This is a genomic window from Paenalicyclobacillus ferrooxydans (genome assembly GCF_001399675.1).
Taxonomy (GTDB): Bacteria; Bacillota; Bacilli; order Alicyclobacillales; family Alicyclobacillaceae; genus Alicyclobacillus_B; species Alicyclobacillus_B ferrooxydans.
This window is the reverse complement of record NZ_LJCO01000044.1, coordinates 35,369-51,015: the sequence shown is the minus strand read 5'-3', so window position 1 is coordinate 51,015 and position 15,647 is coordinate 35,369. Positions and strand designations below refer to the sequence as shown.

General features: G+C 55.9%; 15 protein-coding genes and 1 riboswitch. Of the genes, 4 read left to right on the top strand and 11 right to left on the bottom strand.

What is annotated here, in order from left to right; all coding sequences use genetic code 11:
• Positions 1-539 (top strand): transposase (locus AN477_RS10120; RefSeq protein WP_211265974.1); only part of this gene is annotated, 539 nt, incomplete at its 5' end.
• A gap of 919 nt (positions 540-1,458) precedes the next feature.
• On the opposite strand, the gene AN477_RS25675 is transcribed toward AN477_RS10120, so the two are convergent.
• From AN477_RS25675 to AN477_RS10095, 5 genes are all read right to left on the bottom strand, one after another.
• Positions 1,459-2,361, bottom strand: coding sequence for a response regulator transcription factor (locus tag AN477_RS25675; protein ID WP_054969031.1), 903 nt, complete (start codon positions 2,359-2,361; stop codon positions 1,459-1,461).
• On the bottom strand, positions 2,358-3,680 hold the full coding sequence (locus AN477_RS10110) for a sensor histidine kinase (protein ID WP_054969030.1): 1,323 nt from the start codon (positions 3,678-3,680) through the stop codon (positions 2,358-2,360). The genes AN477_RS25675 and AN477_RS10110 overlap by 4 nt, the downstream gene beginning before the upstream one ends.
• Before the next feature lie 65 nt (positions 3,681-3,745).
• Positions 3,746-6,451 carry an ATP-binding cassette domain-containing protein gene (locus AN477_RS10105; protein ID WP_054969029.1) on the bottom strand — a complete coding sequence of 902 codons (2,706 nt, stop codon included), beginning with the start codon at positions 6,449-6,451 and terminating at the stop codon, positions 3,746-3,748.
• Positions 6,451-7,014 (bottom strand): ECF transporter S component, encoded by a 564-nt coding sequence (locus tag AN477_RS10100; RefSeq protein WP_054969028.1) that lies wholly within the window; start codon positions 7,012-7,014, stop codon positions 6,451-6,453. The genes AN477_RS10105 and AN477_RS10100 overlap by 1 nt, the downstream gene beginning before the upstream one ends.
• Positions 7,015-7,153: 139 nt before the next feature.
• Positions 7,154-7,255, bottom strand: a riboswitch (TPP riboswitch).
• Positions 7,256-7,316: 61 nt separating this feature from the next.
• Positions 7,317-8,147 (bottom strand): YitT family protein, encoded by an 831-nt coding sequence (locus tag AN477_RS10095; RefSeq protein WP_054969041.1) that lies wholly within the window; start codon positions 8,145-8,147, stop codon positions 7,317-7,319.
• 478 nt (positions 8,148-8,625) lie between these two features.
• Here AN477_RS10095 and AN477_RS10090 point away from each other — a divergent pair, with 478 nt between their 5' ends.
• Positions 8,626-9,264: an MBL fold metallo-hydrolase gene (locus AN477_RS10090; RefSeq protein ID WP_054969027.1), complete on the top strand. Its 639-nt coding sequence runs from the start codon at positions 8,626-8,628 to the stop codon at positions 9,262-9,264.
• A 58-nt stretch (positions 9,265-9,322) separates the two neighbouring features.
• Here the strand turns inward: AN477_RS10090 and AN477_RS10085 are convergent, their stop codons facing one another.
• Positions 9,323-10,069: a Cof-type HAD-IIB family hydrolase gene (locus tag AN477_RS10085; RefSeq protein WP_054969026.1), complete on the bottom strand. Its 747-nt coding sequence runs from the start codon at positions 10,067-10,069 to the stop codon at positions 9,323-9,325.
• A gap of 286 nt (positions 10,070-10,355) precedes the next feature.
• Between AN477_RS10085 and AN477_RS10080 the strand changes: the two genes are divergently transcribed.
• Both AN477_RS10080 and AN477_RS25870 read left to right on the top strand, forming a co-directional pair.
• Positions 10,356-11,078, top strand: a complete 723-nt coding sequence (locus AN477_RS10080) for a DUF4931 domain-containing protein (protein WP_425388155.1) — start codon at positions 10,356-10,358, stop codon at positions 11,076-11,078.
• Complete coding sequence (locus AN477_RS25870) at positions 11,041-11,121, top strand: hypothetical protein (RefSeq protein ID WP_425388157.1); 81 nt, start codon at positions 11,041-11,043, stop codon at positions 11,119-11,121. The genes AN477_RS10080 and AN477_RS25870 overlap by 38 nt, the downstream gene beginning before the upstream one ends.
• A gap of 660 nt (positions 11,122-11,781) precedes the next feature.
• Here the strand turns inward: AN477_RS25870 and hisI are convergent.
• The 5 genes from hisI to hisB are packed head-to-tail and all read right to left on the bottom strand — an operon-like array spanning position 11,782 to position 15,647.
• Positions 11,782-12,828 (bottom strand): phosphoribosyl-AMP cyclohydrolase, encoded by a 1,047-nt coding sequence (gene hisI, locus AN477_RS25670; protein WP_054969025.1) that lies wholly within the window; start codon positions 12,826-12,828, stop codon positions 11,782-11,784.
• Positions 12,816-13,586 (bottom strand): imidazole glycerol phosphate synthase subunit HisF, encoded by a 771-nt coding sequence (gene hisF, locus AN477_RS10070; RefSeq protein WP_054969024.1) that lies wholly within the window; start codon positions 13,584-13,586, stop codon positions 12,816-12,818. Before hisF ends, hisI begins: the two co-directional genes overlap by 13 nt.
• Entirely contained in the window at positions 13,580-14,329 is a 750-nt protein-coding gene (gene hisA, locus AN477_RS10065; RefSeq protein ID WP_054969023.1) for a 1-(5-phosphoribosyl)-5-[(5-phosphoribosylamino)methylideneamino]imidazole-4-carboxamide isomerase, read from the bottom strand. Before hisA ends, hisF begins: the two co-directional genes overlap by 7 nt.
• Positions 14,326-14,985, bottom strand: coding sequence for an imidazole glycerol phosphate synthase subunit HisH (hisH, locus tag AN477_RS10060; RefSeq protein WP_054969022.1), 660 nt, complete (start codon positions 14,983-14,985; stop codon positions 14,326-14,328). Before hisH ends, hisA begins: the two co-directional genes overlap by 4 nt.
• Entirely contained in the window at positions 14,982-15,647 is a 666-nt protein-coding gene (gene hisB, locus AN477_RS10055; protein WP_083486143.1) for an imidazoleglycerol-phosphate dehydratase HisB, read from the bottom strand. Before hisB ends, hisH begins: the two co-directional genes overlap by 4 nt.

Below are 15,647 nucleotides of genomic sequence, written 5' to 3'. Positions count from 1 at the left end.
CACAGGGGTCACCTGTTCTTCGGGACGATGTGGTAAGGATCGGCTCATCCGCCTCTCGGAGTATGACTCATCCAACGCGTTGGATAGAGACGTTGGACAGTGAAGGTAATTTGATTATTATCCTGACTAACGACCTGACCATGGATGCTGTCGAGATTGGCGATTTGTATAGGAGACGCTGGCAAATCGAGCTGTTCTTTAAATGGATTAAGCAGCACTTGAAGGTAAAAAGCATGTATGGGAAGAGTGAGAATGCCGTATTCAATCAATTGCGGATTGCGCTCATCGCCTTCTGCTTGCTGTTACTTCTTCAATTGAGGGTGAGCCACAACGGAAGGGTGCTACTTGTTTACAGGTGTCTACAAAACACCTGGGCACAGCCCTTCGAGGTATTTCTACGCTGCTTAAACAGACCACCGAGCCGCAGTTCGCCTGGGCGGAAAAAGATGAAACACGAGCAAGTCTTCTCCCAGACGCTGCAGCAGTACGTAGACGGAGATATTGAACACTTGGATGACCTGGAGTACGACCCAGTCTAAATACGCCAAAATCTGGAATGTAGGCTATCTGTCTAAGAGGTGTAATCTTTTTAGGCCATACACATCCAGCTAACAAACCGAACATTCCGACTACGTACTGTTGCCATGCAGTGTGATGCTCTTGACACTCCAGTGACTATTTAATGCAACGCTAGTGGGTTTCACCGACTTAACGACCGAAAATCACGAGGTTAAGTCGCTGGGACCGACTTACTGTCCGCAGTCGCCCCCTCTCTGAGTGAGTTAAGTCGGTACGACCGACTTAACGGCCAAGAACGAGCGAGGACAAGTCGGTTTCACCGACTTAACGACCGAAAATCACGAGGTTAAGTCGCTGGGACCGACTAACTGTCCGCAGTCGGCCCCTCTCTGGGTGAGTTTAGTCGGTGCGACCGACTTAACGACCAAGAACGAGCGAGGGTAAGTCGGTTTCACCGACTTAACGACCGAAAATCACGAGGTTAAGTCGCTGGGACCGACTTACTAACCGACAACCAGCCCCTCTCTGGGTGAGTTAAGTCGGTACGACCGACTTAACGGCCAAGAACGTGCGAGGGTAAGTCGGTTTCACCGACTTAACGACCGAAAATCACGAGGTTAAGTCGCTGGGACCGACTTACTGTGCGCAGTCGACCCGATTTTGAGTGAGTTAAGTCGGTGCGACCGACTTAACGGCCAAGAACGTGCGAGGGTAAGTCGGTTTCACCGACTTAACGACCGAAAATCACGAGGTTAAGTCGCTGGGACCGACTTACTGTCCGCAGTCGGCCCCTCTCTGGGTGAGTTTAGTCGGTACGACCGACTTAACGGCCAAGAACGAGCGAGGGTAAGTCGGTTTCACCGACTTAACGACCGAAAATCACGAGATTAAGTCGCTGGGACCGACTTACTAACCGACAACCAGCGCGGATAAGTCAGTCTACTCCAAATTTCCATCCATCCTCCCGAAGCCGTGACGCACCGCGTACAGGGCCACCTGTGTCCTGTCTCGCAGCTCAAGCTTCGCGATAAGGCTGCTCACGTGGTTTTTGACCGTCCCCTCCGTAACGTACAACCTCGAGGCGATCTCGCGATTCGACAAGCCCTCTGCGAGGCAATTGAGGACCTCGCGCTCTCGGTCGGTCAGGGCTGGTTCGCTGACAAGCTTCCCCTGCCCCCTAACGTTCCTATGGTATCCAGCGTCCGTTCCTCGACCGAACACACCATCTTGCGCCAAGTCCCTCTGCATACCGTCAGGTGTTCCTCCATCTTGCTCCGAGCTCCCGCCCATACCGTCAGGTGTTGCTCCCTCTTGCTCCGAGCTCCCTCCCATACCGTCAGGTGTTCCTCCATCTTGCTCCGAGCTCCCGCCCATACCGCCAGGTGCTGCTCTATCTTGCGCCAAGCCACCAGAGGGGTCGGACAGACTCTGAACGTGATCGAGTAAGGTGTTCGCAATCGGCGGCGGCAGGACAGCGCCCCCTCGGTACACGGTGCGAATCGCCTCCGCGATTTCATCGGCAGGCATGTCTTTGAGGAGGTAGCCAGCTGCGCCGGCGGAAAGGGCGCCGACAACGTCGTCGTGATCGTCATAGGTTGTCAGCATCAGAATTCGGACCTCCGACTTGGCTTCACGGATCGCCCGTACGGCCGCGATTCCGTCCATGACTGGCATGCGAATATCCATCAGGATCACGTCCACTTGTCCACTCAGGCCGACTGCCACAGCTTCCCGGCCATTCTCAGAAAGCGCAACGACCTCAAAGTCGGGTTCGAGGGAGAGCAACGTTCGCAGGCCCTCACGCATCAGCCGTTGATCATCTGCAACACACACGCGAATCATGAATCCACCTCCCACGCAGGTACCCGTAATTGGAGCGAAAACCCTTGTCCAGGTTCTGTTTGGATGGACAGTTGTCCGCCAAGACTCTCGACTTTTTCATTCATGGTCGAAAGCCCAAAACCGAACACAGTTTCTCCTGCACCGCGTCCGTTGTCACGCAGCTCAAGCAGCAGAATCAGACCCCGGCGCGACAGGCGAACGCTCACCTCGGATGCTCGTCCGTGCCGCTTGGCGTTCGTCAGGCCCTCTTGGATGACCCTGTACAAAAGTGCTAAGACCACAGGCGGGATCCCTTGCAGCGGTTCCTCAAACGTCGTGTTGATGGCCATTCCCGTGAGCGCTGCGTATTGAGCAGTCAGTCTGTGAAGCGCGTTCAGACCCTCGCTGGCAGAGGTTCTCCGGATGCTGCGTACCGATTCACGTACGGCTTCCAGTGACTCTCTGGTCAACTCTTCCGAGATTTGAAGGTTTTCGATCGCCGTTTCCACCTTTCCTTGCCCCAGCTGTCGCTCGGCTGCTTGAAGTTGTACAAACAGTGCCGTTAGCCGGTGAGCCACCGTATCGTGGATTTCCGATGCGATCCGGTTTCGCTCCTCCGTCGCTGCCAATTCATAGACCTTGTCGGCAAACTCGTTTAACTGGTCATTGCGATGGGACAACTCTTGTGACTTTTGCTGCAACTCGTTCATCGTCCGCCGCAGTTGACTGGTTTGCACGCCCTGTTGGCGAAGAAGCAGGGCTACCATAAAGATGGCCAGGCCAAGCGTGAGGTAAAGTCCAAGCAACAGCGCAGACGACAGGGTCCCCTTGGCATACGATGGATTTGCGTTTACCGCTGCCGGAAACCAGATCGGGGCACGAAAATCGAGGATAAAACTCGTGACAGCAGCCAAAACACCAATGGCCAACCCGCGCGACGTTCCTCGTTGTTGCATCAGAAACGTCGTCAAAGTCGGCCAGATGAGGAGTGGAGCAGGACTTTTCGGAAGGAACGGCGGAAAAAAGAGTGCGGCCACAATGGAACAGACCAATTCAATTTGCAAGGTCCGCTCTACAATCCTAGACCAATTCGGATCATCACTCGGGGTCAACATCAGGATATTGGACGCGGCGTAGACGGCTGCAAAGACACTGACAACGCCGCGTTGCCACATCGCGATGGGTTGGATCGCGATCCACACAAGAATGGCAGCATACCAGACGGGGCGCACCCACAACGCCACAACGGGGATGAGCCCGGCAAACCCGTTGCTGAAATCGTAGTGACGTTCGTCCAACCCATCACCGCTCGTATCATGCGCCCCCGCCCGCTGTGCCAAGTATCCTGCCTCCTCAGCGCAGCACCGTTCCTCCGTTTCCGGACAATACTGCCTTGACACAAACTTTAGCGCAAAACAATGAGGAGGAACAGAGGTAGCAGTACAGCAATTGCCGTCACTGCAAAGTCATACCAATGTACTGACATCTCGCGGAAGTACGTCCGGGCTTCCGGTCGCTTTGCTGCTTCTCCAACCAGCCCGCGCGCTTCCATCGCCACAGCCACACGCTCACTCATGCGAACGCCTTGGCTTAAAATCGGGATTGCGTACAAAACCGGGCGAAACATCGCAAACCGTGCATCCTTGCCGCGCAACTGTCTGGCTAACTTCAGTTGCTGCCACTCACTCCGCAGCATCGGAGCTAGTCGCAGCCCAGCCAGAATTCCAAACGCGAACTTCGGTGCCACACGCAGGTTCTTCGCCAGTGCAACAATCAAATCTGTCATATTGAGCGTGCCTGTCATGACAATCAGGTACCCGACAGAGCTAAACATGCGCAGCGCCATCAGAAGGCCTTCGCGAAAACCGTACCAGCTGAGATTGACCCAGCCGATCCGATAACTTGCCATCCCCGGCGGCACCGCGGCATAAGCCGTGAAAGACCAGATGTAAAACGCGTAAATGAGGGCAAACACGCCGTACCACTTAAGTGCAAATGACAACCGCACACGGGCCACCACAAACACCCACAGGAGAGAGACCGCAAGAGACGCAAAGGCAGCCGTGAAGTTCGGCGAGAAGGTGCCAATCAGACCTGCAATGGCCATCGCGATGACCAGCCACGCAGGATTCAGGCGATCCGTTGGGTGCTTTATCCGCTTCGTCTGCATCTCCGCGACCTCAACCGCAATCGCGGCAACAGTTTCGTCTTCCATTTGGTACGCGGCGTTTGATATCGGCGGCCGCTGGTTTGCGGCAGCCCCGTTTGCTGGAGGCCCGTTGTCAGCCCTCGCATTTGGTACGGCTCGATGGGCAGTCATCCCGCTCGGTATCTTTCCATTGTCTGGAGTCCCGGGCGCCCTAAGTGGCGTCAGGTGAGCCCGTTGCAATATCGACTGGTCTGCGAACAGCTCAGATGGCGTTCCGGTGAAAATGCACGCGCTATCTGCGAGCACAACGACGTGCGTAGCGTAGCGGCGCACCAGATTCATATCGTGGGTGGTCAGTACGACGGTTTTCCCCTCCGTAAGGAGGTCCTCCATCATCGACATAATGGCTCTCTGCGTTTTCGCATCTTGACCGTATGTTGGTTCATCGAGGAGGTAGACCTCGTGATCATCATGCAACATGACGGCAACAGAGAGCCGACGCTTCTGCCCCTGGCTCAGTGCAAATGGGGACTGCATTGCTGTACCCGCAAGTCCGAAATCTGCGAGGTGCTGTTCCAGATCAGTCGGAATTTCATCTGCGATCCGCTGATTCGCAAACTCATCTGCCACCCGTTCATAGACGAACTGAAGCTCCGGGTTCTGAAAGCAATAGGAAACAACCTGCATGCGTTCGGATCGTTTCCATTCTGAAAGAGGTTTGCCAAGAAGCCATGCCTCTCCTCCGGCGAGTCGCTGCAATCCGCACATCGCTTGCAGCAAGGTTGACTTGCCAACGCCATTCGGGCCAACAATGGCAGTCATCTGCCCACGCGGAATGGCAATACTCAAGTCCTGCCATACCGTCTTGTCACCATGCCGAACGGTGCCGTGACGCATCATCAGTGCAGCATCTGCGGGCTGAGACGCACTCGTTGCCGTAGGCTGAGCCCCGTGGGCCGCTGCAAGCCGGGCCGCTTCCGCTGTCGCAGGCTGAGCCCCGTGGGCCGTTGCAAGCCGGGGCGCACCTGTCGCCGCTGGCTGAGACGAATCGAGATCGACAGCCCGAGCCGCACTCGCCGCCCGCGAAGAAAACGGATCGCCAATGCCTGGATCGGCGGCGTCAGCGGCCAGCGGCTCTTCGGGGCTTACCACGCCTTCAGCAACCATCCATGCCCATTCTCTGGCCAGCACCTCGCGCACCGGTCCCTGGTTGTGGATCCGACCATCGCGGCCAAACAAAACCAGCCGGTCCACCACGTCCAGCAGCGGAGAAAACTTGTGCTCGACAATCAGCATCGTCTGCCCGCTTTGACGCAGGTTTGCGATCTCGTCGAAGACCAGCTGCGTCGCCTCAGGATCGAGATTTGATGTTGGTTCATCCAGTATTAACAGCGCTGGCTCCGTTACGAGGGCGGAGGCAATCGCGAGTTTTTGTTGTTGTCCACCTGAAAGCCGGTGGTGTTCATCACTTGGCCGGGCAGCCAGCGTCGTGCGAACGAGTGCTTCTGCAATACGACCAGGCATCAACTCTCGACGAAGTTGCTGATTTTCAAGGCCAAAGGCCATCTCGTCCCCGATCCGTTGCATGCAAAACTGGGTGCTTGGGTCCTGGAAGACCATCGCTGTACCGCCGGGTTCTTTGACCCGCGGGTGGATCTCCAACTTACCTTCTACTTCGGCTTCAACAGCTGACGGGATGAGACCGGCGCAAAGCAGCGCAAGCGTGCTTTTTCCGCTTCCACTCGGACCAGCGAGCAGCACAGTCTCGCCGGGCTGAATTGCAAACGTGATGTCCTGCAGCACCGGAGCTGTTTCCAACTCGTAGCGAACATGCACATCCGTTAGCGAAACCAGGGGCGCGTGAACCCTGAGTGAGTTCACGCGCCCCTCCTCCAGCCGATTGTCTAGCAAGGGCTGCTGCAAAGTCTCTTGCAAAGTCTGATTCCCTTCGTGGATCGACATCACTTTACCGCCCGAGCTTGTCGTCCAATTTCAAAGTTGCGCAGCACCCCTGTACGGTTCAGGGCCGATGCCATCACCTGTGACAACCAGCCGCCGAGGATTGCACCGCTGATAAGTGACACGACAATATAAATCGTCTGATTTACAGGTCCAAAACCACCGCCGCTGTACTCCAGGAACCACTGCGGCAGATCCAGTACAAAAGACAGCATGCCGGCGAGCATAGCCAAAGTCATATTGTAGACACGGTAACGGAAAATGGCAAAGATAATCTCCGCGCCAATCCCTTGCAGTACGCCGGCCAAGACATTTGCTAACCCCCAACTCGATCCGGTTGCCATCTCAACGATGGAAGCGAGCACCTCGCCAAGCAAAGCTGCGCCAGGACGACGAATGATGATGGGAACGAGAATGCCCGCAATATACCAGACCCCGTTCATTGCCGCCTGTCCTGCAGCGGAGCTGAAGTTTAAGACGTTGTACAAGAGACCCCAGACTTCGTAGATGAGACCACAGATGATTGCAAGAATGACCATGAGAACGATGTCACGTAACTTCCACATACACGTTTTCCTCCTTTTATCCTGCCTGTTTTCTGACACGGAGGCGCTTTGTGTCTGCCTTGACTTGACGATTTTCTGATAGACATTAAAAAACCTCTTCGAGCGCAAACGCGGCGCATCAAAGAGGATTACCATCAGAGTTCGATGTCAAGCACTTCCTCCCGCTGGTATTACCCAGATCGAGTCTCAAGGGTTAGCGTCTCTACGCTTCTCAGCCACACAGGCACCCCTAGCGCCAAATGATTCAGTTGTTACCCCGAATGTATCACTCCATGCAGGCATTGTAAATATGGAACTTGAGACTAATGCACACTGTGTTTTTTGAATCTCCCGCCGCGCACCTCGGCAATCGGCCCAATGGCGAGAAATGCGCTGGGGTCCTTTTCTTCGACAATGGACTTCAGTTTTGCCTCTTCGAGCCGCGAAATCACACTGAATACAACTTGACGACTTTCACCCGTAAAGGCACCTTGTCCATTTAGATAGGTTACCCCACGACCAAGCCGTTGAATGATAGCCTCACCAATCTCTTCGTGCCTGTCTGTGATGACCCAGATCGACTTGGTCTCTTCGAACCCGGTCAAGGTGATGTCAATCGTCTTGAACCCAATGAAGTAGGCAATCAACGAGTACATGGCATGATTCCATCCAAATACAAAGCCTGCACTGCCGAGGATAAAAACGTTGAAAAACATAACGATCTCGCCGACGGACCAAGGCGTCTTTTCATTGAGGAGTACGGCCACAACCTCGGTGCCATCTGAAGATCCTCCGTTACGGATAATCAAACCCACTCCGATGCCCACAATGATCCCGCCAAAGACGCTCGCAAGCAGCGGATCCTTAGTCGCTGGCCCAATCCCGCCCATGACCGTCGCGAGAATAGAGATGAGTGTAATGGCAAACAGCGTCGAGAGGGCGAAGGTCTTACCAACTTGGCGATAACCAATGAAGAGAAATGGCAAGTTCAACACGAATAGAAACGCTCCAATCGGTATCCCGAAAAGGTGCGAACAGATGATGGAAATCCCCGTAATGCCCCCATCAATGACATGGTTTGGAATGAGAAAGTCCTCTAGCCCGGCGGCGACAAGTGCCCCACCGACCAGCAGCCCGATGCCGCGGGAAACCATCTTCGGAAAGCGACGGCGTTTCCGGTTGAACTGCAGACCAGTTCCCAACAGTGAGCCTTGGTCAGGTGAGCCTTGGTCCGAATTGTGTGTCACATGACTTCCTCCTCCCAAAACTTGTCCCACACGCAAGTGAGGGCGATCCGTATGCCGACGTCTGAAACGCCGAAGCAGCCAACCAGTGCAGATAACCGCAGCAAGTAACCACGTTCAACCAGCAGTCAACCGGGACAACCAACCATTAGTCACCTGGGTAGTCAACCAGCAGTCAACCAGCAGTCAACCAGCAGTCAACCAGGGTAGCCAGCAGGCGCAGCCATAATCTTTGTGCAAAGAATACCAAATGACCTTGATATCATTTTCCGAAGCAACGAGTGGTGGTACGATTATGTATGCCGCTGTGAGCACGGTTCGCGGTGAGCACGGTTCTAAGATGTACGGTTATCAGTTGTACGGTTCTGACTTGAAGGAGTGATCTAACGTGGAAGTCACAAAAGACATTCACCTGCTTGAGAACGAAACCAAGGGAAGTTTTGTCTACGTTATCCTTGGTGATGAGCCTGTTCTGGTGGATACGGGAATGCGTGGCCGTTCAAAGCGGATCATCGCGGCGCTTGAAAAACTGGGCCTCCATCAGTCAGACCTCGCACATATCGTTCTGACGCATCAGGACTTCGACCATATTGGCAACGCGAAGGCACTCCAAGATTACTACTCAAACGCAACCGTGTGGGCACCGGAAATCGAGATCCCGTATATTCACGGGGAACAAAACGGTCCCGGCATCCGTCATGTTTTCCAGCGGATCATGCGAGTAGACCATCCGGCTGGCGTGAAACCTTATGAGGCGGGAAAGCAGATCGGGAACCTCGAAGTGATACCAGCACCAGGCCATACACCCGGTCACGTCTGCTTGCGTCATGGGGATGTGTTACTCGCTGGCGATCTCGTTATGACACGAAAGGGCCAACTCCAGCCTGCACCAGGCTTTCTGACTTGGGATAAAACAGAGTTGCAGAAGTCACTGAGGGAAGTCGGGCGACTCACCTTCGATTGGGTTTGTCCAGCACATGGAACCCCGGTTCGCCGTGGTTCCATGTGGGAGACACTTGGCGTATGAGTTCGTGGGACGCTTGGTTGCCACGGTGGAGCCTGCCCGTGTCGGCCCGCACAGTCTGCTATGCGTCGGCGAGAACCTTCATCTCGATCGCGTAGGCCACACCGTCTTCATCATGTCGGCGTGATATCCAATCAGCAGCCAGCTTGACGGACTCCTGTGCATTGCCCATGGCAATTCCGAGTCCGGCCCACTCCAACATCGGCACATCGTTCAGACTGTCTCCCATGGCGACGAGCTGAGACCTGTCTACGCCACAAATTTTGCAGACGTCTGCTAGGCCCGCCGCCTTCGTGACGCCGATCGCGTTAACCTCGATGTTCAATGGATGGGAGTTAGACAAACTGTACACGCCTTTTCGGGATAATTCATCCCAGAGTACTTGGATCACGTCGATCTCACTCGCATGAAACCCGAATTTTAGCCACTCGTGAACTCGGACATCTTCTGGAATCTCCGCCTGCTGAACGGGCCCCTCCACGGTCGCTCCCCAGTAATGGGTATTGGTTTGACGGGCGAGTTGGAGCAGGAATTCCACCTCATCAACGGGGAGGTAATGTCGCGACACAAGCTCACCATTTGCCAGATGAACTTCAGCACCATTGGATGTTACAACGGGTATCTCGATACCGAGATCGTTCACGAGATCCTTAACCGCGCCATTCCAATGTCTGCCTGTGGCAAAGGTAAAGGGTACACCTTCAGCCTTAGCCTGTGCCAACCAATAACGCGTAGCATCCGTGATGACGCCTTGCTTGGTGAGTGTAGTCCCATCGAGATCGAGCGCGATCAACTTCCATTTACGCATCCTTCAGCCTCCGGTATCCTTTGTCGCAACGCTGTGACATTTTCACGAGTTCCCTTTAGAATGTACAGTATACCATGCGGACTCAACTTATTGTTGTGGGACAACTGATGAAATGGTGGTCCAAGTTGATTTTACACGCAGTGCAAGAGTTACAGAACAGATTGCTGTTTGCTATTTGTGCCGACCAGGCAGATTGGGCTGCACCCAGCATGACTTGCCGCGACCTGTCTCGAATCTAGGCAGCGGCCTATCGTTCCCTGGTATTTCTAACCGAGGAGTGAGACGGTTGAGCCAGACCCACCTCCGATTTATCTCTCATGTTGGGGCCAACAAGCCTGAGAACATTGTCAACAGGCACGTCGAGTGTCCGTTTTGTGACCGGTCGCAACTGACGGATATCCTCGACGAAGACGGCCCTATTCTGTTGATTATGAACAAATACCCGGTTCTCGAGGACGCATATCAAACCGTGCTTGTCGAAACAGATGATTGCGAAGGCGAGCTCTCACAGTATCCGAAAGCTCACCTGTATCGGCTGATGCGCTTTGGTTTGAAACACTGGGCTCGCTTGCGTGAATCTGGCGATTTCGCATCCGTGCTGTTTTTCAAGAACCACGGCCCGTATTCAGGAGGCACGCAGCGACATCCACATATGCAGATCGTCGGATTGAAAGACGTGGACTATCACGACATGCTCGATACGTCTTACACGGACGGACTGACCGTTGCAACCCGTGGCGGTGCCACGTTGAATGTGTCGACCCAACCTCGAGTCGGATTCTTTGAGTTTAACGTACTCTTCAACAACCCTGACGAAGACCTGGAACCGATGGCCGATTTTATCCAGGCGGCCACCCACTATACGCTCAACCACTTTCATCATTTGTGCCGGAGCTATAATTTGTTCTTTTATACGCTGCCGGGTGACCCGGCAGCGTATAAAAGTCGTACCGCGTTTTGTTACATCTCCCATCTACATCGGATATTCGATTCCACAGGTATCCGATAGACTTGAGGACGTCGTGAAGGCAATGCAGCGATATTACTTCTAATTGGCTGCTTGAAGCGGGCTCGGCTCGGCTCGGCTCGGCTCGGCTCGGCTCGGCTCGGCTCGGCTCGGCTCGGCTCGGCTCGGCTCGGCTCGGGCTCGGGCTCGGGCTCGGGCTCGGGCTCGGGCTCGGGCTCGGGCTCGGGCTCGGGCTCGGGCTCGGGCTCGGGCTGGGGCTGGGGCTGGGGCTGGCAAGTACGGCTCCCGGCTGCGCTAGCGGAACTGAGTTCCGCTGCGCTCGGACCGCCGAGGGATGCCGGGGCCGTCCCAGCACACTGGTTGCGATTGTCCCACAATAGAACGTACAAAACTTCCCCTATCAGCTCAAATCAGATGGGACCATTCCGGATAGCGCTCAAGTTTTCCCTTATCGATGCTCTTCAAGCCTCATTTGTCGCGTTTTAGGCTAACAACGAACATTTGGTGCGTCATTTTAGATGGGAACATCAGAAATGCAGCATCAGAGTACAAATTTTCCCTTATGCGCCGACACCGAAGGACTCGGCACACATGAGGACTCCGCACCTGAAGAACCCGGCAGGCAGGTGCCCCTGCACACAGGGCACGGAATACCAAGGAAAATGTGGAAAGGCGACCGGAGGTCGCCATCCTTATTTCTTTCTATCTTTTTATGTGCTGACGGGGTCGATATGGAATTCCCTTCCTAGCCGTGCCTTTCCTTGAGAACACGGTAGATGTCGTCTGGGGTAACCCCCGCCATCTTCCACAATGCGAGCAAGTGATACAACAGGTCTGCGCTCTCGGAGGACAACTCCTTCTGACCGGAAGTCAGATCCGTGTAGGGAGATTTACCGTCAGTCACAGCGGACCAGGGGGCCTTGGCTTCTGCAGACACGTGTGCAGTTTCTGGGACTTGCGCTTCCCGCGATACCGGTGACACAGCCACCGCATTTTTTGCAGCGATGGCAACCTCCACGGCCTCTTCGCCAACCTTCTTCGCGATCTTATCAACTCCGTGTTCGAAGAGGTATGTCGTGTAAGAGCCCTGCGGTCGATCACGATATCTTGACTCCAAAACCGTCCATAGTGTCTGCAAAATCGACACTTCCCCAGTCGACGATATCTCCCTGTCGTTGCCGCCACCGGAACCACTGCATCCAGCATCTGCGGTCGCATCCTCACTGCTGGCAACCCCGACTCCACCGCTCGCAGCCTCGCTTACGGTCGACGACGACGGAGCACTCCCGGTGTCTCTGGTCGTGTCCATTCCAGCCTCTGCTGGAGAGGCCGTCTGCACACGCATACCTTCGGCCTGATCCTTCGGTGTAATAGTTCGGAAATAGCAGGTCGTGGCACCGGTGTGACAGGCCGGCCCCTTTGGAGAGACGAGATAGAGTACCGAGTCCCCATCGCAGTCGAGGCGGATTTCGTTCACGGTCATCACATTGCCGCTCGTCGCGCCTTTACGCCAGTACTCCTGGCGCGATCGGCTCCAAAACCAAGCCTGCCCCGTTCCTATCGTGCGTTTCAAGGCTTCACGGTTTGCATACGCCTGCATCAGCACGAGACCTGTCTCTACATCCTGAACCACTACAGGGACAAGCCCAGTCTGCATGTCATAGCGCACCGCCTCGAGCACAACGGGCTGCAAAGTCACGGCATCCTGCGCCGCTGCATCCTGCGCCGTTGCCCCCAGCGCCGCTGCATCCTGCCCCACTTGGTCGATCCGGTTGATGTTCACTTCTCCCACCTTACCGGCACCCCCCTTTGCCGCAGGTGGCTCTTCACCTGCTGGATTGATGTCTCGTCAAAATGGAAGATGCTGGCAGCCAAGGCCGCATCCGCATGCCCTTCGACAAACACATCGACGAAGTGTTCCTTCTTGCCCGCGCCGCCGCTTGCGATAACCGGCACATTGACGGCAGACGCAATGAGCTTTGTCAGCTGGATATCGAAGCCTTCACGGGTTCCGTCCTGGCGAAAGCTGGTCAGGAGAATCTCACCTGCACCGAGGTCGACCGCCTTTTTCGCCCAAGTGACCGCATCCATGCCTGTGCCGATCTTGCCCCCCTGAATCATGACCTCATACGTCCGCATCGTCTGGTTCAGGTTCGCGTCAATCGCGACGACCACGCACTGCTCACCGAAGCGGTGGGCGGCCTCCTTGATGAGCTGCGGGTTTCGGACGGCACCCGTGTTCATCGAAACCTTGTCCGCACCGGAAAGCAGCAGTTCGCGCACGTCGTCAATCCCTGAAACACCCCCACCGACGGTCAGCGGGATGTTGACCTGACGCGCCACCTCTTCGACGACCCGGTGGGTCGCCAACCGGCCTTCCTCCGAAGCGGAGATGTCGAGCAGCACCAGCTCATCCGCACCTTCGTCCGAGTAGCGTTTGGCGAGTGCGACCGGATCGCCCGCGTCGCGTCGATTCTCTAAGAAGCCAACGTGTTTGACGACCCGCCCATCGAGCACATCGAAACACGGGACAATGCGTTTGGTCAGCATTCCAAATTCCCTCCCAGGGCCTTGAGCGCGGCAGCCAGATTCAGCGTGCCGTCGTAAAGCGATCGTCCTGCAATCGCCCCCGCCAGACCCGCTTGCTGTGCAGCCAACACGTCTTCGAGGTTGCGGACACCGCCGGATGCAATCGCAGCCATCCCGGTGCCCGCCACCTCTTTCGCCAGGTCCAGATTGGGCCCGCCGAGCGTGCCGTCACGCTGTACATCTGTAACGAGGGCATGAGCGACGCCAAGGTTAGACAGGCGTGCGGCAATGTCGACCAATCGAACCTCAGTCTGCTCGATCCAGCCGCGCACCGCCAGCTTCCCATCACGACCATCGAGGCCGGCCACCAGGTTGTCTCCGCCGAACTGTCTTACAAGTCGCTCCATGAGCTCCGTGTCGAGGGAGGCTGTGCCAAGCACGCAGCGCGACACACCAACTTCTAACCACTTTGCGACCGCTGCTTCATCTCGGATACCCCCGCCCACCTGAACAGATGCGCCAACCTGGCCTGCCAACTGAACGATATCGCGGATCACACCCTGGTTGACGGGGGAGCCGGATTTGGCGGCATCGAGATCGACGACGTGTAAAAACCGACCGCCTGCCTCTAACCACCTCTCCGCCACCTTACGAGGGTCTGCTTCATACGTGGTCGAGGCGTCATAGTCTCCCTTGAAAAGCCGTACACACGCGCCGCCAAGGATATCAATCGCCGGATACAGCGTGAACGATGGACTACTCATGCGTGGGCACCTGCTTTCGCCGTCTGCCTGCAGATCTCGACAAAGTTGCGTAGAATGGCCTCTCCCACGTGGCCGCTCTTCTCCGGATGAAACTGTGTGCCAAGGACGAGCCCTCTGCCAATCACCGCCGGCACCACAATGCCGTTGTAGTCCGCCGCAGCGAGGAGATCGGCCTCGTTCTGCAGATTAGCTTTGTACGAGTGTACGAAGTAGACAAAGTCACCCTGCGTGATGCCGTTGAGAAGCGGGTGATCGACCACTTTCACGAGGTCGTTCCAACCCATGTGCGGCACCTTCACAGAGTTTGGGAACCGAGTTACAGAACCTGGAATGATGCCGAGGCCCACGTGGCTGCCGTGCTCCTCACTGACAGACAAAAGAAGCTGCATCCCAAGGCAGATACCAAGCAGCGGCTTCCCTTCGCGAGCCATCTGCCGGACCACACGCAGCAACCCGGAGGACCGAAGTTGGAACATCGCATCGCCAAACGCACCGACACCGGGCAGCACCAGTCCGCTGACCTGTGCGCCGCTGGCAATCAGTTCGTCCCACGCCTCTCCGCTTTGGACGATCACGGTCTCGGCCCCAGCGGAGCGAGCAAACCCGCTTTGCACACTCGACAAGTTGCCAATCCCCATGTCAAGGAGCACGATCATTCCAATACCCCCTTGCTGCTTGGCACCCTATCGCCGATGACCTCGACAGCCATGGCCAGTGCAGCACCCATGGCCTTGAACAATCCCTCTACCATATGGTGGCTGTTTTCGCCGTATAAGACGGCGAGGTGAAGCGCCATCCGCGCCTCATTGGCAACGGACTTGAAGAACTCTCGAGTCAGTTCCGTTGGAAAGGTGCCGATCCGCTGATCCGGAATGTCAGCCACCATCACAAATGCAGGCCTTCCTGACAGGTCGATGACCGCCCGTGCCAAAGTCTCATCCATCGGCGTGTGACGCTCGCCGTATCGGCGGATACCACGCTTGTCCCCGAGTGCCTGGTGAATGGCCCGTCCGAGAGACAAGCCAATGTCCTCAACGAGGTGATGATCGTCCACATCGACATCCCCAGTCGCGTGCACCGTCAGATCAAATCGTCCGTGCACCGCAAACAGATGCAGCATGTGGCGGAGAAAAGGAACGGGGAAATCGAGATCAGCCCGGCCTGTTCCGTACAGCGACAAAGACAGTTCCACGTTCGTCTCACCGGTCACGCGGCGGACCGTCACAGTGTTTGGGGCAGAGCCGTTCGAACCGGTAGGTTTCGAACTCGCGTCGGTGGTCAGGTTCAGTCGTTCGTTTTCACTCTTTCCATCCGGCAT